Origin of the sequence: Paenibacillus sp. FSL H3-0321 (assembly GCF_038002865.1) — a bacterium.
Lineage (GTDB): Bacteria > Bacillota > Bacilli > Paenibacillales > Paenibacillaceae > Paenibacillus_AQ.
Genome location: NZ_JBBODH010000001.1, coordinates 1,963,980 through 1,982,484, shown reverse-complemented (window position 1 = coordinate 1,982,484; position 18,505 = coordinate 1,963,980). Strand labels below are relative to the sequence as shown.

Annotated in this window: 18 protein-coding genes; 12 read left to right on the top strand and 6 right to left on the bottom strand. The window is 46.0% G+C overall.

Annotation, left to right across the window (positions count from 1 at the left end; genetic code table 11):
* Positions 1-6: 6 nt before the first annotated feature.
* From MHI45_RS08820 to MHI45_RS35115, 3 genes are all read right to left on the bottom strand, one after another.
* Positions 7-621 carry an IS630 family transposase gene (locus tag MHI45_RS08820; protein ID WP_256718290.1) on the bottom strand — a complete coding sequence of 205 codons (615 nt, stop codon included), beginning with the start codon at positions 619-621 and terminating at the stop codon, positions 7-9.
* Positions 618-1,028, bottom strand: a complete 411-nt coding sequence (locus tag MHI45_RS08815) for a helix-turn-helix domain-containing protein (protein WP_076114434.1) — start codon at positions 1,026-1,028, stop codon at positions 618-620. The genes MHI45_RS08820 and MHI45_RS08815 overlap by 4 nt, the downstream gene beginning before the upstream one ends.
* Before the next feature lie 129 nt (positions 1,029-1,157).
* Positions 1,158-1,550 carry an IS5 family transposase gene (locus MHI45_RS35115; RefSeq protein ID WP_076114433.1) on the bottom strand — a complete coding sequence of 131 codons (393 nt, stop codon included), beginning with the start codon at positions 1,548-1,550 and terminating at the stop codon, positions 1,158-1,160.
* 582 nt (positions 1,551-2,132) lie between these two features.
* Here MHI45_RS35115 and MHI45_RS08810 point away from each other — a divergent pair.
* From MHI45_RS08810 to MHI45_RS08785, 6 genes are all read left to right on the top strand, one after another.
* Entirely contained in the window at positions 2,133-2,345 is a 213-nt protein-coding gene (locus MHI45_RS08810) for an NAD(P)H-binding protein (RefSeq protein ID WP_076114432.1), read from the top strand.
* Positions 2,346-2,447: 102 nt separating this feature from the next.
* Entirely contained in the window at positions 2,448-3,545 is a 1,098-nt protein-coding gene (locus MHI45_RS08805) for an MBL fold metallo-hydrolase (protein ID WP_076114431.1), read from the top strand.
* Between the two features lie 190 nt (positions 3,546-3,735).
* Entirely contained in the window at positions 3,736-4,083 is a 348-nt protein-coding gene (locus tag MHI45_RS08800; protein ID WP_340899761.1) for a DUF6713 family protein, read from the top strand.
* Positions 4,084-4,099: 16 nt separating this feature from the next.
* The gene (locus MHI45_RS08795; RefSeq protein WP_076114471.1) at positions 4,100-4,855 is read left to right on the top strand and encodes a class I SAM-dependent methyltransferase; all 756 of its coding nucleotides are present in this window, start codon (positions 4,100-4,102) and stop codon (positions 4,853-4,855) included.
* Between the two features lie 135 nt (positions 4,856-4,990).
* Positions 4,991-5,476, top strand: coding sequence for an LURP-one-related/scramblase family protein (locus tag MHI45_RS08790; RefSeq protein ID WP_076114470.1), 486 nt, complete (start codon positions 4,991-4,993; stop codon positions 5,474-5,476).
* A 176-nt stretch (positions 5,477-5,652) separates the two neighbouring features.
* Positions 5,653-5,907, top strand: a complete 255-nt coding sequence (locus MHI45_RS08785) for a cold shock domain-containing protein (RefSeq protein WP_076114469.1) — start codon at positions 5,653-5,655, stop codon at positions 5,905-5,907.
* A 242-nt stretch (positions 5,908-6,149) separates the two neighbouring features.
* On the opposite strand, the gene MHI45_RS08780 is transcribed toward MHI45_RS08785, so the two are convergent.
* A complete protein-coding gene (locus MHI45_RS08780; RefSeq protein ID WP_076114468.1) occupies positions 6,150-7,652 on the bottom strand; it encodes an alpha/beta hydrolase family protein in 1,503 nt (500 codons plus the stop codon).
* A gap of 248 nt (positions 7,653-7,900) precedes the next feature.
* Here MHI45_RS08780 and MHI45_RS08775 point away from each other — a divergent pair, with 248 nt between their 5' ends.
* The 4 genes from MHI45_RS08775 (at position 7,901) to MHI45_RS08760 (ending at position 12,509) form a co-directional block, all read left to right on the top strand.
* Entirely contained in the window at positions 7,901-8,290 is a 390-nt protein-coding gene (locus MHI45_RS08775) for a hypothetical protein (protein ID WP_076114467.1), read from the top strand.
* 540 nt (positions 8,291-8,830) lie between these two features.
* A complete protein-coding gene (locus tag MHI45_RS08770; RefSeq protein WP_076114465.1) occupies positions 8,831-9,232 on the top strand; it encodes a GntR family transcriptional regulator in 402 nt (133 codons plus the stop codon).
* A complete protein-coding gene (locus tag MHI45_RS08765; protein ID WP_076114464.1) occupies positions 9,229-10,302 on the top strand; it encodes a DUF5808 domain-containing protein in 1,074 nt (357 codons plus the stop codon). The genes MHI45_RS08770 and MHI45_RS08765 overlap by 4 nt, the downstream gene beginning before the upstream one ends.
* A 116-nt stretch (positions 10,303-10,418) precedes the next feature.
* Complete coding sequence (locus tag MHI45_RS08760) at positions 10,419-12,509, top strand: serine hydrolase domain-containing protein (protein ID WP_076114472.1); 2,091 nt, start codon at positions 10,419-10,421, stop codon at positions 12,507-12,509.
* A 125-nt stretch (positions 12,510-12,634) separates the two neighbouring features.
* On the opposite strand, the gene MHI45_RS08755 is transcribed toward MHI45_RS08760, so the two are convergent.
* A complete protein-coding gene (locus MHI45_RS08755; protein WP_341118973.1) occupies positions 12,635-13,507 on the bottom strand; it encodes an SDR family NAD(P)-dependent oxidoreductase in 873 nt (290 codons plus the stop codon).
* A 152-nt stretch (positions 13,508-13,659) separates the two neighbouring features.
* Here MHI45_RS08755 and MHI45_RS08750 point away from each other — a divergent pair, with 152 nt between their 5' ends.
* Positions 13,660-14,109, top strand: coding sequence for a MarR family winged helix-turn-helix transcriptional regulator (locus MHI45_RS08750; protein ID WP_341118972.1), 450 nt, complete (start codon positions 13,660-13,662; stop codon positions 14,107-14,109).
* A gap of 175 nt (positions 14,110-14,284) precedes the next feature.
* Here the strand turns inward: MHI45_RS08750 and MHI45_RS08745 are convergent, their stop codons facing one another.
* Positions 14,285-15,436, bottom strand: a complete 1,152-nt coding sequence (locus MHI45_RS08745; RefSeq protein ID WP_341118971.1) for a glycosyl hydrolase family 8 — start codon at positions 15,434-15,436, stop codon at positions 14,285-14,287.
* A gap of 207 nt (positions 15,437-15,643) precedes the next feature.
* Between MHI45_RS08745 and uvrA the strand changes: the two genes are divergently transcribed.
* Positions 15,644-18,490 (top strand): excinuclease ABC subunit UvrA, encoded by a 2,847-nt coding sequence (uvrA, locus tag MHI45_RS08740; RefSeq protein ID WP_340897129.1) that lies wholly within the window; start codon positions 15,644-15,646, stop codon positions 18,488-18,490.
* Positions 18,491-18,505: the final 15 nt, after the last annotated feature.

Below are 18,505 nucleotides of genomic sequence, written 5' to 3'. Positions count from 1 at the left end.
TGCCAATCAACGGATTTTTGGATTCGGTTGCGTTCGGTTTCCCCAAGCCGACACCTCGCCTTGCAATTCTTCAATAGAGACAATTCGGCGGTTCAGGCATTGAATTGTCAGTACACTGAGTTCAATCTCAGCGATGTTCAGCCAACTGCCATGCTTAGGGGTGTAATGAATTTCCAACCGTTTCGCCAAGGCTAAGGCCTGTTCAGGTGCTAAGGTTTCATACAAGGACGAGATCGTATGGGTATTCAGGTTGTCCATCACCAGCCGAACCCGTTTCGCTTCTGGATAGTGGACCTCCAGCAGCTCCTGTATCTGCAGAGCCCAGTCCGATTTAGTACGTCTTTCTGAAGCCTGCACGTGACGCCATCCCGCGAGCGGTTCTGTGAACAGAAACAGGCTGCAACTTCCTTTGCGAACATATTCGTAATCTTTTCGCAGAACCTGTCCTGGCTTCATGGTTTGTGGAGGCCGCGAATGATCGAGCAGTTGGATCGGCTGTTCATCCATACAAATGAGCGGGATTTCAGGGTCATAAGGAAGGGCGTAGGTCTCTAGGACGTCTTCCATCCAAGCGACGAACTCACTGCTCGATTTGGCGGGAATGCACCATTGTTTTTTCAGGTGAGGCTTAAGTTTTGTTTTTTTAAAGTCGTTCGAATGGTTTCTCGTCCGACAGATCCCAAAATATTCAGTTCGATGACTCGGCGGGTCAACAAACGAATGGTCCAGCGAGCATACCCCTTTGGGGGCTCAGAACAGGCTAACGCAATGATTCGGGCTTCCACCTCACCAGTGATCGGGGAAGGGCGTGCCGATTCAGCGCGGCGACGGTAACTAAGCGTCTCCTGAAGCCCACGTGTACAATAGTCTTTTACCGTATAAAAGACCGTCACATTACTGACTCCTGAACGACTGGCAATTTCAGTCTGCTTGGGGATGGCACCTTGATTTTCATCCGAAAGCAGCAGCACGAGACAGCGGCGGCGAATGCCGGGGGATGTTCGGCATGAAGAAGTTGTTCGATCCATTCGCGTTCTTTCGGCTCCAGTCGAATCTCGTATTTTTTGTTCATTGTCTTACCCTCCCATATTTTTTTTATAGGAAGAGTGTAAAACTAGAATCAAAATCGGTCAAGGTACTAGGGCGTGTATTCAAACCTAAGCAAGCCAGATCATAATCGATGCGAGCGTCAAAAAGGTGCGAAAAGTACAGGCCAATTTATCAAAGCGAGTGGCTAGACGACGGTAATTCTTAGTTTTGTTGAAAAGGCATTCTACCAAATGCCGTTCTTTGTAGATTTCTTTATCCCATTTACATTGCACTGGACGGTTTTTCTTACTCGGAATAACAACCGTGGCATACTGTGCTTCCAATAGGCTAAGTTTTCGATTCGTGTCATACGCTCGATCGGCTAAGACTTGTTTTCGAGTCAAATCTAGGCTCTGGAGCATCTCATAATTCATCACGGAATCATGGCTTTGTCCAGCAGTTAGCTCAAAGCGCAAGGGATTCGCTAAGGCATCCACCAAGGCATGGGTTTGGTGGTTAATCCGCCTCTAGATCGTCCCATAGCCTGAAATTGTGGCCCCCATTTGCTCCGGCACGAACAATAGTGGCCTCTATCATTACGCTCTTGAAGTCAGGTTCGATCGAAACTTTTTCTAATATTTGATCCCATACTCCGGCCTTTTGCCATCGGCGAAACCGAATATACACGGAAGACCAGAAGTCGTAATATTCTGGCATATCACGCTACGGTGCACCTGTACAAGCTACGCAAAGCATGGCATTAAGCATCTTTCGATTGTCTTTTGGGGCCTTTTGCCTTTTGGATTAGGCACTTTTTCAAGCGAATTTTTGATTTGATCCCATTGATCGTCGCGTATTTCGTATCGTCTTTTCATATCTTTAATTTACCATCATTTAACTAAAATTTATAGTTTGAATACACACTCTAATGCACACTCTAATGCACGGAACCTGCCTTTTTAAGAATTGTAGATTTTCTATTTCTGTTTACAATTATACATACATAGTTGCTTCTTAATACACTAATGTGCATTTAAGTCGGAGGGGAATATTTCAATGAAAATTGCTATTATTGGAGCAACAGGGGGAACTGGAAGGAAGTGATGGAGCGGGCACTTGAATTGGGACATGAGGTTGTAGCCGTGGCTCGCCGGCCGGAAGTCATTACCCCTGCAGAGCGGCTCAGCACCCGGCAGGGGGATGTATTCGAAGCGTCGAGTATGGCCAAAGCCATTGCCGGTACAGATGTGGTAACAGTTGCATTGGTCCAACCAGTAACTTCTCGCCGGGTACCGCCATGTCGAAGGGAATCCTGAATATTCTTAAGGCCTGTCAGCGTGGTGAAGTTCATCGTTAACGATGGACATGATTTGGTGAATCTGAATGCTTATCAATCTTCAGGAAGGGATGGAAAAATAATGTTTTATGTTTTCCTTTTTTTAGTCGTATCAATCCTTTTAGTTTCATTGTTTATAGGTATACACCCAACGTTTGGCGGAAACTCAATTAAAAAACAAAAACTGGTGTATGGTGGGTTTGATAATTTTTCTAATGGGAAATTTGTTAATCAGGTTCCAACAAAGATGAACATGAGTGCTATGGATGTCCTCTCTATGATTAAGGATTCTATCACTGGAAGAAAAGATCGTAAACCTAGGGGGCCTATTCAGGTGTCAAACATTGATTGGAAACAAATAAAAAGTGAAGAAGATAGTTTAACGTGGTTCGGGCACTCTGCTTTCCTAATGAATATTGATAATAAAAAGCTATTGGTAGACCCTATGTTAGGACCTGTTGCTTCACCAGTTTCCTTTGCGGGCAGCAAGCGATACGGTAAAGATATGCTGCATATTATTGATGAAATGCCATTTTTGGACGCTGTTTTTATTACACATGACCATTATGACCATTTAGATTATCAATCCATTAAAAGACTAAAGAGTAAGGCCGGTCATTTTTTTGTTCCTCATGGAGTAGGTGCCCACCTCAATCGATGGGGAGTTACAAAAGAAAAAATTACAGAACTCAATTGGTGGGACGAAGTTGTGTTTCAAGGTTTAACTATTGCTTTAACTCCCTCGAAACATTTCTCTGGTAGAGGAATGTTTAATCGCGATACTACCTTATGGGGCGGGTGGGTTATTCTTGGAAAAAATACACGTTTCTATACCAGCGGAGATGGAGGATATGATTCACATTTTAAGGAAATAGGGAAAAAATACGGACCATTTAACATTACCTTAATTGAAGGTGGTCAATATGATAAACGATGGCCTTGGGTACATATGACACCTGAAGAAGCGATTCAGGCTCATTTAGATGTAAATGGGAAGAATATGATGTTAATTCATTGGGGGGCTTTTACCCTTGCTTATCATGGTTGGACAGAACCGGTGGAACGAGCTATAAAAAAGGCAAACGAAGCAAAAGTTAAATTAATTACTCCTAAAATCGGCGAAACTACTCCATTAATTGGAGAGTTTTCCGTTCCTTTTTCATCATGGTGGAAAATTTAAGTTGGGGAATTCTGATATTTTATCAGCAAAACTGGCTGACCTCATAATACGAATGGGCAGTTTAACGGAACTCTCCATGTTTCGTAACGTAATTATTTAATGATTGTACCAGCACTCACCTAAAGTGGGATGTGATTAACTCTAGAATATCTCCAATAAGTGAGGTGTAACTTTGTCATCAATTTTACTAATGATTTTTTCAATTAATTTTGCTCTCCTGCTTTTGCACGAAATGGATGCAATAAGAGCTAAAGAATGGAGAATGTTTATAATCCTAAAAGATATGGAAGATAACCGCGTATTCAAAGTTTTTACAATTTTGCATCTACCGCTATATACTTTTTTATTGTTTTCATTTATAAGTCAACAACTTTTATCTTTCGTAATAATAGATCTATTTTTAATTTTTCACTCGATCGCTCATTTTTTCTTTGAGAAGAATCCAAATAATAATTTTAAGAACTTATACTCAAGATTAATTATATATCCAATGGGCTTATTGGGTTTGTTACATCTTCTTGGGTTAATGTATTTTTAAAGGAGAGTGACAAGAGATGAACAATAGAGAAAGATTTTCGAACCGGGTCGATTCATATTTGAAGTACCGCCCGAGTTATCCGAAAGAGGCAGTTGATTATTTGTACGACTTCGTCGGTTTGCGTTCGAACAGTAAAATAGCAGACATCGGTTCAGGTACAGGAATCTTTTCAAAGCTACTTCTGGAACGCGGAAGCTATGTGATCGCGGTCGAGCCGAATCAGGCAATGCGGGTAGCCGCCGAGCAAATGTTAGAAAGCAATCCGAACTTTCAGACTATATCTGGTTCTGCAGAATCTACTGGATTACCTGATCAGTCGGTTGAGTTTATTGTCTGCGCACAAGCGTTTCACTGGTTTGATCGCTTAGCAACGCAAACCGAGTTCCGTAGAATTCTACAGCCGGGTGGGAGAGTAATACTAATCTGGAACTCCCGTCTTACAAACGGTACTTCATTTCGTGAAGAGTACGATCAACTGCTTCATACATACGGAACAGACTACGAAAAAGTCAATCATAAAAATATTTCTCAGACGATGCTTCTCTCTTTTTTCAAGGAAGGTACGATGCATGAAGTGCGATTCAGAATGAGTCAGGAGTTCGATTTCGAGGGCTTGAGAGGCCGGTTGCAATCATCTTCCTACAGCCCTGTACCCGGGCATCCGAATTACAATCCGATGATGACGGAACTGCGAAATCTATTTGATAGGAATAATCAGGATGGTATCGTTCTATTCGATTATGAAACTGAGATATTTTGGGGAGAAGTATAGATCAAGCTTCGATTATTGAAAATCATGGTTATGAAACAAGCTGGCATAATTTTGAATAACCTATCTTTGATATACTTGGTTTATATTGTGTAGGAGACAAGAAATGGAAATATATTATATCGAAGGAGGCGGGGGATGAAGCAACTTTATATAAAGCAGAAAGTATTCAGTATAAGTGGAAAATTTACGGTAAAGAATCAGCAGGAGGAGGATGTTTATTATGTAGAGGGCAGTTTTTTGCAAATTCCAAAGACTTTCTCCATTATGAATACAACAAGAGATGAAGTCGCACTTATTACGAAAAAGATGTTCAGTTTTTTACCAAAGTTTTTTGTTGAGGTTAATGGTCGAGAGGTGTTAACGATTAAGAAGGAGTTTTCTTTCTTTAAAGCACGTTATACGATTGATTCTGCTGACATAGAGGTACATGGTAATTGGTGGGACATGGATTTTCAGGTTTTACAGCATGGTGTAGTCATAGGTGAAGTGAACAAGGAGTGGTTCACTTGGGGCGACAGCTACAAGATTCAAATATTGAATGAGGAGATGGAGGCAATCATGATTGCGTTCGTTGTCGCAATTGATTGTGTGAAGGCTGACCAAGCTGCTTCTCATCAGTGACTATTTTTCCAAGGACTTACAACAACTTATACGTCAAAAACGTTTACTCATTTATTTAAGCAGACAGTGGAGTTAATATCTCTAGATATTAATGTGGTTCTGGATGAGTAATCTATGCTATCGAACGTGTGGGCTCTTTGTAGACATGTTCGATGCCCTACAGAGGAGGTGCCTAAATGGCGGAAAGAAGATGTGGTATTGTCAAATGGTTCAAAGAAGATGAAGGTTACGGACGGATAATGCTAGACGGGCAGGACGATAGCCATGTTTTTGTTCACTTTAGCGAAATACGACCAGACCCTGTTAGGCTACCGAACGGCTTTCGGTTTCTTAAAGAGGGTCAAAAAGTTGCGTTCGACCTATTCGAGTTCCCGGGTATAGTTGATTCTCAGCGTAGGACAGCTAAGAATGTGCAAATTTTGGAGGACTAAAGGATCGAGACGTACTTCCTAAATGGATGGAGGGGCAAGACAGTAAAGAACAATGTCTATTCGTTCCTGATAATTGATAGACCGCCCCTTGCTCATAGCTTTCGCTTCCCCTTCTTCACCCAATCTGAGAGTTGTGTTCGTTCTTCTTAGACAAAGGAAAACTCCCCTTCAAGTAGCGGTTTATTTATTAACCCTGTCTACTTGAAGGGGAGCATATCAAAATCGGTAGCCTGTTCCGTAATTTATAATTGCGAGGTTACGAACTTCACCTCCGGAAAGCGGCTATCCGGTCCTTTCATTAGGATTCCGCCTTGATTTTTCAGATACATATCGAAGAAATCCAGCATATAGGCATTGATAACGGAGTTCGCTCTTTCGGGCGCAATCTTTCCTGTAATGCCCAGCATTTTGAAAATCGGAGTAATGAACTGTACGTCGGCAAAATTCAAATGCTCCGTATTGTCGATATAGAGGACTTGTCCCCCTTCGTCGACCGTTTCGCGCATCCGTTCAAGCTCCAACTTTTTATCTTCCGTTACTTGATCCTCCCACTCTCTTGTTGAGCCCATACGGTTAAGCTCTGCATCTGTGTAGACCCGGTTATCCATCACCATTTTTAATTTTTCGAATTCGCTTTCCGAGTTGATGAACAAAAATGGCTTTCGCAGACCTTCTCTGTCACGCAGTCGATAAAGCCCTCCATCAAAGTCTATTCCAACCGCGATTCGCGGATCGTAAGAAGCGTCATAGGCCGTCGCTCCGCCGATGGAATGACCGAATACCCCGACATGGCCGAGATCAATCCTCCCTTTTAGATGACTTGGAATCTGCCCCGATTGAATGAGCTCGAATTGGTCCAGCGCAAACGCCACATCGCCGGTTAAAACTTTTCCCAACTTGTCGCGATTTCCGCTTTCCGTCCGGTAATCATGGTTGGGTGAGAATAAGTCGTTGGTTGTGCTGGTCGTGATTCGACCGTCCGGAAACTCGGTTGCAAATGTATTGTAGGTGTGGTCGATTACTGCCACGATATATCCGTGACTCGCGAGATTTTCGGCTTGCGACGTGTGGAGGAACCTGGAAGAGCCGAAGCCGGGATTCGCAAGGATCAGCGGGTATGAAGTCTGTGCCGAAGAAACTTCGGCCCCCGAATAAGCATGACTGGATACGTACTTCAGGTGTTGAAAAGTAAACCCGGGAAGGCCATAGTTCGCGGACATATAACGTAAAATCTGGGTATCGGGAATAAAGGGAGCGTACTTGCCGTTGCCAGCTTGAGCCGGATACCATACCTGAACCATCAATTCTCTCTTACCATCTCTGGCTTCGTCGAAAATCTCTTCCCTATTTGTATCCACGAAATGAAAAGTTTGCGTTCCTACCTTAAATTCGCCTGTCGGTTCAGGTAGTTTATATACAGGAAAAGCATACATGAGACCCGCTGTTACGACCAGCATTATCGCTATAGCGGTATAAGCTGAACCCAACATGAATCGTGGGATTTTTTTTTTGCCGGTTTTTTTAAAATAGCTATAACCTGAAATGGCTAAAAAAATGATCGTTATGCAATATGGGAAAAATAGCTGAACTCTGTATCCTTCCACCGTCCAATGAATGACCAGTAGAAGTGTGGCGATCCCGCTTGCAACGAATACTGGAATTCTACGCCGTCCTTTTTTTAATAGGATTGTTAATGCAAACAAGCCGATGTTTGACAAAAAAAGCAACAGTTCAAACAGCCTCATCTCGATTCTCCTTTTTAAAAATTCTTTTTTCATTTGTTCCAATCTTATCCTGCCAGGCTGGCCTGAGCTATCGATTTGCCTTACATCTACCTTACAAGTTTGAAATTCGATCTTGCCGGTCACATTTAAATATCCGTTATCTTTGGCATACCGAAGTTTTGGATTTATGATTGGATTATATGTAAAACACGATATGAAGCTAACTGAAGACGTTCAACGACTGCAAATCTCAAATAGGTGCTGATAATATGAAGAAACGCATAAGGGAAATCAATGTTCGAGATAAAAAATACGTTTATGTTATTAACCAAAAATACCACCAAGGTGTATGCGAAATCACTCTTTCTATATCATTAAAGGGACTGAAGAACATAACATGTTCCTTCCACTTTTGTACATGGGATGACCCGATTTCGGGAAGCCCTCTGTTAGTTGGTGTTCACTTAAAGAAAATAACCTCGGGTGATATTGAAGGTTTTAATTTACATTACCCAGGAATAGTTAAGCAGTTTGTTTTGTATGGTTTGGAAAATGGGTGGAATGGATCAAACAGAATTGAGTTTAACGATGGGTTGGAAATACTCAGTAATATGGGATATGACGTGTTATGGCTTAAACCGGGACACATTCAGCATTAATTTACGTATTCCCATGCCAAAACAGATTTTATAAACTCGATTATGGAAAATTAGGGGTGAACTAACGGACAGGAAAGTTGAATAAGGATACCACGGCAGCTGACCAGAAAATCAGCTGCCGTTTTTATTAAGCTAAGGGCAGGTTTGTTTAATGCTATAGCCTACGCAAACTCATATGACACACTTTAGTTCAAACCTTTAAGAACATTAATAACCATACTAAGCAACATGGAATAATTTTCAAATGTATCTTGCATGGGATTATCATATATGTTATACACGTAATATAACAGATGAAGAGGATTGTCCGATTTTGAATGGCTTCTATATGTCAAAATCGCGCATGGTTAATGATCGCCTGCGCCATTGCCGGTACGCTGCTGATGCCCAGAAGCCTGCCGTCGTCGCGGCCACCTATTCCGACGGCAAGGCTTAGAATACGCGATCGTCGCGCATATGGCGGCCGAATTGTTTTTGCACGGCATAATCGGCCCCACGCTTCCTGAAGATGCGCAGAAACTACCATAAGGAGGGATATTCTTGTTCATAGAGCTCGATTTGCAATCGGAAACCCCGATTTACACACAACTGGTTGATCAAATCGTCGAAGGGATCGCCTCCGGTGCCTTGCAGCCGGGGGATCCGCTTCCGTCGATCCGGAGCTTGGCGGAGGATTTGGGGATCAATCTCCATACCGTCAACAAAGCCTACAATTTGCTCAAGCAGGAGGGCTTACTTCAAGTACACCGAAAGAAGGGGGTTATCGTTCAGCCCGACGGGATGCCAGGCGTGACGGAAGCTTTCGAAGATAAGCTCCGGCAGCAGCTGCGGTCTCTTGCGGCAACAGCTGCGGTACGAGGCATGTCGGAAGAGGCATTCACGCAGGAGAGCAGGTCCGTGTTCCGGAATATCATTACAAATAGCGGAGGGGAACAGCGTTGAAACAAGAAGCCTTGATTATAGTGTCCAGTAGTTATTTGATGATTGCGCTCATGCTCAGCTTACAGGTCTATATCGGCATGCGAACCCTGCTGTTCGGCATCGTGCTTCCGGCAGAGGCCCTGCAGGATGCTGACGTCCGGGCAATTCGCCGGAATTACGTTTTTCTCACCGGCGGCTTTACGATCGTCATCGGAGGAGCTTCCTTCTTATGGCTGCGTCAGCAACCGGCGTTGGGTTTACTGTGTTGGATGATAGCCGTCTTGCTTCTATTCATTGCGTCAACCTTCGCCGTTTGGATCAGCCGGATGTCCGCGCAACGCTTGAAGGCGGCCAGAGGCTGGCAGGTTATCGTGCAGACGAAGCGCTCAGCGAGCCTTGTGGTCGGCCGGACGCATGGCTCGGCGCTGAGCACTTGGTGGTATTTGGCGCATGTCGTCGTATTGGCGCTATGCATCTTCTTTGCCATTACGAGATGGGATACGATCCCGCAATGGTTCCATCTCGGTAAATATGACTTTGACAAATCCGTGTGGACCGTGTTCATGCTGAACACCCTGCAAACGCTGAATATCGTGTTGTATACCGGCATCCATCTGATGATCAGCCGCGCCAGAACATCGCTTGATCACCATGACCCTGAAGGTTCATTGCAAAAACAGCTGAAGCGCAAGAAAATCTATTCGCTTCTGACCTACTACGCTTCGTTCCTAATCGTTGTATTCCTGGGGTTGACGCAGGCCATAACGTTGTACAGCTGGAACGAAAATTTGCTTTTCCGCATCGGCAGCCCTATATTTGCGGCGCTCTTCTTGGCGCTGATCGGCGTCATGCTTTATCTGCGGTTCAGAGGTCTTGATCAGCAAAGAGACGTACCGTCGCAGGAGGAGAGGCACTGGAAGTGGCTCGGTAGCATTTACGTGAACCCCGAAGACCCGGCGTTGATCGTTCCGGATAGATACGGATTCGGATGGACGGTCAATATGGCTAATCGGCCCGGTAAGATCATTGTCGCTGCAATTATAGCAATTCTGGTAAATGCTGCCATTCTCGGATTTGTCTATTTTAGATAAATAAAGAAATCTTCGGAAGGAGAGTTTATATGAAGAAAAATCGATGGATAATGGGGGCTTTGCTAGCTTGGTGTCTGGTGCTAAGCTTCTGGGACGGCAACACAGCATTGGCTTCAATGCAGAACATAGAAGCGGCACTGAATACATCCGAGGTGCTCGATTCAAGCTCTGTGCCGTTAACCGTGCCAACGGCGGAAATGAACTTGCCTTCGGACGAGGCGGTGATCACCTACGAAGGAACCCTGAAAAATGCAAAGGAGAAGGCCGATCTCCTTACGAAAACTTACGGTACGAACAGCGTGCAGTACGCCATTATCGATCATGGCAGCATCGTCATATCCGGCCAATCCGGCAAGAATGATGAGAAGGGACAGAAGCCGCTCACGAAAGATACGATGTACGGGATCGGCTCGACGAGTAAAATGTTTATCACGGTAGCCGTCATGCAGTTGGTCGACCAAAAGAAAATCGATCTCGATACGCCTATCGTCCAGTATATCCCCGAGTTTACGATGAAGGATGAACGCTACAAGCAGATTACGCCGCGCATGCTGCTGAATCATTCTTCCGGTCTGAACGGATCGTCGATGACAAATGCCGTTTTATTCGAAGATAATGATACTTACGCCTACGACACACTGCTGGGGCAACTGGCCGGTCAGACCTTAAAGGCGGCCCCGGGCGCTTATTCGGTTTACTGCAATGACGGATTTACGCTGGCCCAGATTCTGATCGAGCGAGTCAGCGGCATGGACTTTACCTCTTATATCCATCGATATATTACAGAACCTCTGGGTATGGCAAATACGAAGACGCCGCTTGATTCACCGAACACAGCGAAGATGGCGGGACTCTATTATCCTACCTATACAGGACAACTTCCCAACGAGACGTTCAACGTTATCGGAACGGGAGGTATTTATTCCACGGCGGAAGATTTGGCTCGATTCTCGCAAATTTTCACGGGGGAAGCGGAAGAAGTCTTGTCTGGTAAATCGGCTGCGGCCATGGCGCAAGACGAATTCAAGACATCTTTGTGGCCTGACGATGAGGACAGCTCATTCGATTACGGATACGGTCTCGGCTGGGACAACGTCAATCTGTATCCCTTCAGCGAATACGGGATGAAGGCGCTGACCAAAGGCGGGGACACGCTTCTCTATCACTCATCGCTCGTTGTGCTTCCCGAGCAGGACATGGCGGCAGCTGTTGTCACTTCTGGCGGGAGCAGTGCGATCGACCGGCTTCTCGCGAACGAAATCCTGCTTCAGGCGCTAAAGGAGAAAGGGACAATTGCCGAATTCAAGCCTGAGAAGTCATACGGCGCGCCAATAAAGGCTGATATGCCGAAGTCTGTGCTGCAGTATTCGGGAATCTATGGCGCGACCAGTACAACGATAAAAATCGATATTACCGAAGACGGCGTCATGTCCATCACTTCGGAGCAGTCGCCCGATAATCCGGCCCAGATCTTCGGGTATTCGGCGGACGGCACGTTCCGGAGTGCGGATGGGAATATGATGATCAGCTTCGTGACGGAAGAGAACGGCCGCACCTACTTATGGATACGTCAATACGCTTCATTGCCGGGTCTTGGGCAGATGGCTATATCAGTGTACAACGCCGAGAAGCTCCAGCCCCAAGATCTTCCGGCAAAAACCAAAGAAGCATGGATTCAGCGCGACGGCAAAAAGTATTATCTGCTGAATGAGAAGTATACATCGCTCGGGTATTTAAAGGCGGGAACCATCCAATTGAATGTGTCGAAACAATTACCGGGGTACGTGTTGGATAAGCGAATAACCGGCCCGAATTCAGCCGTCTCCGAATTGCAAATTCCGGGAATGAGCGGGCGGGATCTCTCAGGTTTTGCGTTCTTTAAACAGGACGGCGTTGAGTATCTGGATCTTGGTGGAAGCATCTTAATAAACGAAGCTGCCGTGAAGCCTATTTACATCGCTAAGAAGTCAATCGTTACGATTCCACCCAGCGGATACGCCAGGTGGTATACGATAAGCGACAAAGAAAGGGGCAAGACCGTTAAAGTGAGCATGCCCCCGAACGCTTCCTTCGCTGTTTATAATGCAAAGGGAGCATGCAGCTACTTCAGTGTCATCGGAGGTAAGGATCAGGTCGAACTGCCTGCGGGAGGATCGATTGTTTTCGCCGGGGATGTCGGCGTGAAGTTTAAGATTTCCGCACAGTAACGTCGCGATAGTTATTTCTTAACTGGCCAGGATACAGTCCTGCGTATAACATTCAACTGTCTCGATAGTTCAAACACGACATGTAGACAGCCAGTCATTACGATCGGCTGTCTTTGTTGAATTGCCTATAGAACCCCCTTTTCTCTCAAAATTTTCTCTGTGCTTTCCCACAACCTGTGCTGCATGGCAGCATCTCCTCCGGGAGAGACTGGCTCAATGGATTGTCCTGTTCCGACATTAAAGTATCCACCCGTCTTATTTAGATATTTCGGATCAACAATTAATCGGGTAATAATATCGGTTCCTCTTCGCGGATCTCCGAGGTGCAGGACTTTCAACAATCGTTCGAGTACGGGGGCGAACCAAAGTTCTCGTCCGAGTCCGGTAACATTAAATCCAGGATTCAGTGCATTTACGCTAATACCCGTACCTGACCACTGCCGCGCAAGTTCAGCCGAAAACATAATATTTAATAATTTGGTTTTTCCATAGACAGGGGATGAGCCGCGAGCGGTAAAGGGAGTTGTATCTGTTAAATCCTCTGGTAGCTTCAATATACCGTGACGGCGTGAAGCTTCAGAGGCAACATTGACAACTCTGGCATGGCTCGAGTTTTGCAGGGAAGGTTTTAGAATCTGTGTTAAAATCCAGGGAGCGAAATAATTGACGGTAATCATCTCAGGAAGACCCTCGGGGGTGATGCGAGGCTTAAAAGCATGAATCCCCACATTGTTCAACAGCACATCGATTTTAGGATATTCGGCTGCTATTTCACTCCCAACCCGTGAAACGTCCTTAATTGACGAAAAGTCTCCATAAAAGAAATCAATATTCGCTGAAGGTACCTGCTCCATAATTCGTTCTCTCGTGATTTCAGCGCGTTCTTTACTCCGGGCAGTCAAAATAAGGTCAAATCCGCGTTTTCCTAATTCGAGCGCGACAAGCTGCCCAAGTCCACTGGTAGCACCAGTAATGACAACATTTTCTTTATTAACCATCGTCATTTCTCCTTCCTATGATACACTTTAAAAGTGGATAATCACTATAACCTGCCTATGAATTTAGTTGACATATATCCACTATATTGATTTAGTTGACATATGTCAACTATTTAAAGGTTTGATTTAGACCTAAAGAAAGGTGAATAAGAATGAACGAGATAAACATACCTAGGGATAGACTTGAGATTGAATTGGGCGAACAGCTTAATGCTCTCATTAGTTCTGCACATGCATTAAACGTAAAAGCCGCTGCTAAATTCGATTCCTCCATACAGCCTGCTGCCTTCCATCTTGTTCGCTGGCTGTATTCCTATGGCGCCACTAATGCCGCCGCTTTAGCTGAATCAACAGCAATGGATCGAAGTTCGGTCAGTCGCCTCGTCAAACAACTTCAAGCTTTGGGATATGTAAAACGAGAAACGTCGGCTAATGATGGACGGGGAGTTGTATTATCTCTTACCGATTACGGGCAACAAAAAGTTTTAGATGCGCTAAAGGAAAAAGAGTCTGTGTACTATGAACGGCTTTCGGAATGGGAAGATGCAGAACTTCATGATTTCATCCAAAGGCTGAGGCACTTTAATGGATTTCGTAGTTAAAGTGGAACCTATGACGCATTGCCAGAACAATTTGTAAAATCGAGTAGCACAAGGAGTTTTCTTGTTCCGCTAACAGGAAACATTAGCTCAATAAAACAGCGGCAGTCCAGGACTTTATTTCGTCCACGGCTGCCGCTGTTTTTATAGTGGGGGCTAGTCTAATGCTTTATTTACTTTATTCTTGCTGATAAATGCGGTAATTTCCGCTTAAGGCCAGCAGACTGAAGAAATACAGGCAGTTGTCGTAGTACCGGCGGACCCCGCTGCGCAGAGGCGTATTCCAGAAGAGCCTTGCGAACGGCTCCGCATCCGGTCCATCGGCAGCGAGCGAGGCCATGGACAGCGTAGCCAGGAGTCCGACCGGATGCAGTGCCATTTCCTCGAAAGGATGGCCGTAAATGGTGTACCGGCGGTAATCCGCAGGTTCAATGTCCCGGAAGAATTGCTGAATCCGGTTCGACTGCTCGATCTGCCAGGGATCGCTGCGGAACCATTCATAGTCCAGCGCAATATTGGCCGCTACGCGGTAGGCATCGCTGAAGAAATGCCGGAAATCGCCATGGGGCTGAGGAGCTGCAGGTGTGCCGTCGAAATTTGCGTATTCCGGGGAAAGGCCGGTTACCGGATGGCAGGCTTGATGCAGGTAGACTCTGCTTGCTTCCGCAGCCTCCTTCCAGAATGTGCGGTCCTGCTCGTCTGCCTCCCGGGCAAACAATTCGTAGAAATGAGGCAGATGGTAGGAAGGATCACTGAAAGGAGACTCGGGAACGAACTTGATCAGCTTGTTCGCCGGGTCCCACATCGGTTCTCCCTCACCTTGTTCTCCCTTATGCACGCAGGCGCGGAGAATCGTCTTCGCCTGTTCAGAATAGTTGTACGGCTCCGGCCCGTCACCCCAGCGGCTGGATGCAAAGAACAACGCCATTGCGAAGAATTCTTCACCGTCTGGTGCGGGTCCTTGGGACAGGCGGCTGCCGTCCGGCTTGCAGTGCCAGGCAAAATAATCCTTGTAGCGTCCTTCCGTATGCTGCATGAACACCTTGGAGAAAAGCCACAGCCGGTCGAATTCATCTTTCTTGTCCATTTGCACAGCCATCATCATCCCGTAGGACATGCCTTCGGAGCGCACATCGGAATTTCCGGTATCCAGCATATAGGCTTTATCGTTGTCCGCCGGATAATAGATCCGTACATCGGGAGCCCCGTAGAACAAATCATTCCACGCCTGTTCAAGCCTTGCTTGAATCTCCTCTTCCGTATAGCCAATCTCTCTGAACAGATTTCTATATTCATGCGTGTAATAAGAACCCTCTTTGTTAATGTTCATAGCACCCTCCAGTGGAACTGATTTTGCCCAAAGTATAGCATGGCGGAAGGTGAACAAATTAAAGCGTTTTCCCTGAAAAATATAGTTCAAACCTATTTTGATAAAAAAATAAAGTCTGAATAAATTACATTATATGGTAAAAACCCTTGACATGCATATGATAGAATTTATTTAAGAGTGTTTTTTTTGTTCAAATTAGGAGGCCTTATGCATAAATATATAAGTGTTCACGGAGCCAGGGAAAATAATCTGAAGAATGTCAGTCTTAACATCCCACGCAACCAATTCGTAGTTTTTACCGGGGTAAGCGGATCGGGCAAATCGAGTCTGGCTTTTGATACGTTGTATGCCGAAGGACAAATGCGTTATGTGGAATCGCTCTCGTCCTACGCCCGGCAATTTCTGGGGCTTAGGGGCAAGCCGGATGTCGATTCTATTGACGGACTTTCACCTGCGGTAGCCATCGAGCAAAAGACGACTTCAAACAATCCGCGTTCAACAGTGGGGACAGTTACGGAAATTTATGATTATCTGCGCTTGCTGTGGTCAAAGATCGGAATTCCCCATTGTCCCTCCTGCGGGAGAAGGGTTGAACGCCAATCTGTGGATCAGATTGTGGAACAGATCAGCAGTCTTCCTATCGGAACCAAATACGAAATACTGGCTCCCGTCGTCCGTGACCAAAAAGGAGAGCATCAGCATGTATTCGAACAGGCCAAACAAAATGGATATGTCCGGGTCCGGGTGAATGGGGAGGTTCATGACTTATCCGGTGAAATACGCTTGGACAAAAATAAAAAACACCAAATCGCAATTGTGATTGATCGTCTGATAGTGAAGGACATAGATGTTCAAAGGCTGTCAGACTCCCTGGAAACGGCATTGTCGCTCTCGGGCGATCTGGTCATTATTCGTCAAACCGCCAGCGGTGAAGAGACCTTATTCTCGCAGACCTATGCCTGCCCTTACTGCTCGATCTCACTGCCGGAGTTATCCCCGCGTATGTTCTCGTTCAACAATCATGAGGGTGCTTGTCCGGCCTGCTCAGGTTTGGGTTCGCATTTGAAGGTCGATCCGGGCAAGGTTATTCCTGATAAAAGCCGCTCGATCAACTCAGGCGGGATTGTGGCCAACGGCTGGAACAATGTCAAAAGTAATTCCTTTTGCAAAATGTACTATGAAGCGCTCGGAGCAAGGTATGGCTTTGATTTCGACACTCCGCTAGGCGAGCTTACGGAAGAAGCACTGGATGCGCTGCTGTATGGAACCCGTGGAGAGAAGCTTGAAGTGTACCATCCCAGTGAGGCCTTAAGAAAATATGTGAAAGAATCCTTTGAAGGCATTGTGAACAATCTGGAGCGGCGTTACCGCGAGACACAGTCTGAGGCGATGCAAAAAGAAATTGAAGAGTACATGTCCGTATTGCCCTGTCCGGATTGTCACGGTGACCGCCTGTCCCCAGTTGTTCTTGCAGTCACTGTTAACGGGTTGAATATATCGGAATTCTGCAGGTTATCCATTGACGCGGAGCTGCAATTAATTAGAAATCTGAGCTTGTCGAAGGAACATTCCAAGATTGCCGGTTCTATTCTTCAGGAGATTGATTCCAGATACCAGTTCCTGAACAACGTAGGGCTGAACTATTTAACGCTTTCCAGAGCTGCCGGAACTTTATCGGGCGGTGAAAGCCAGCGCATTCGTCTGGCTACGCAGCTCGGTTCCGGGCTGATGGGCGTACTGTATATTTTGGACGAGCCTTCGATTGGACTGCATCAACGGGACAATGACCGCCTGCTGCTGGCTTTGAAAAAAATGCGTGATCTAGGCAACACCTTAATCGTCGTGGAACACGATGAGGATACCATACGGCAGGCGGACTGGATCGTGGACATTGGTCCTTATGCCGGTACGAATGGCGGTGAAGTGGTGGTGCAGGGGGGACTTGAAGACATCCTGGCGGAGTCCCGCTCCATTACGGGCCAGTATCTTTCCCGGCAAAAGCAGATCCCCGTACCTGAAACGCGCCGTGCCGGAACTGGGCAACAGCTAACCATTACAGGGGCAGCCGCCAACAATTTGCAGGGGATTCATGTGTCGATTCCGCTCGGTACGTTCACTTGTGTCACAGGGGTTTCAGGCTCAGGTAAGTCTAGTCTGGTCAACGAAATCCTGTACAAAAAGCTGGCAGCATCGCTCAACAGGGCTCATACCGTTCCCGGAGCTCACCTGAGCATAGAAGGAATGGAGCATCTGGACAAGATCATCAATATCGACCAACAACCGATCGGACGCACCCCGCGATCCAATCCGGCCACCTATACAGGTTTGTTTGATAATATCCGCACGCTGTTTTCGCTCACCAATGAAGCGAAGATTCGTGCTTATGGCCCGGGACGGTTTTCCTTCAATATAAAAGGGGGCCGTTGTGAGGCTTGTGCGGGCGAAGGACTGATTAGGGTGGAAATGCACTTTCTCCCGGATGTCTATGTGCCCTGCAGCATTTGCAAAGGGCGAAGATACAGCCGTGAAACGCTTGAGGTCCACTATAAAGGCAAGAGTATTGCGGATGTACTGGAAATGACGGCTCAGGAAGCAGTTCAGTTTTTTGAGAATATTCCAAAAATCCGCAAAAAGATCGAAGCGCTCTGCAGCGTGGGACTCGGTTATATTAAGCTCGGGCAATCGTCCACCACATTATCCGGAGGGGAAGCGCAGCGGGTAAAGCTGGCAGCAGAGCTGCTGAAGCCGGCTACCGGGTCTACTATTTATGTCATGGATGAACCGACGACGGGGCTGCATTTTTCAGATGTGCATCAATTGATTGATGTGCTGCATTCGTTAACCGATGCGGGCAATACCGTAGTCGTTATTGAACATAATCTGGATTTGATCAAAAATGCAGATTACATTATTGATCTGGGACCTGAAGGTGGAGCGGAAGGCGGAACGATTGTATGCACAGGCACGCCGGAGCAGGTAGCTTCTGTTGAAACGAGCTATACAGGCCAATATTTAAAAAAAGAGCTGGATAAAAGTTGTGTGCAGAGTGGATGAAAGGAGCATTGCCGC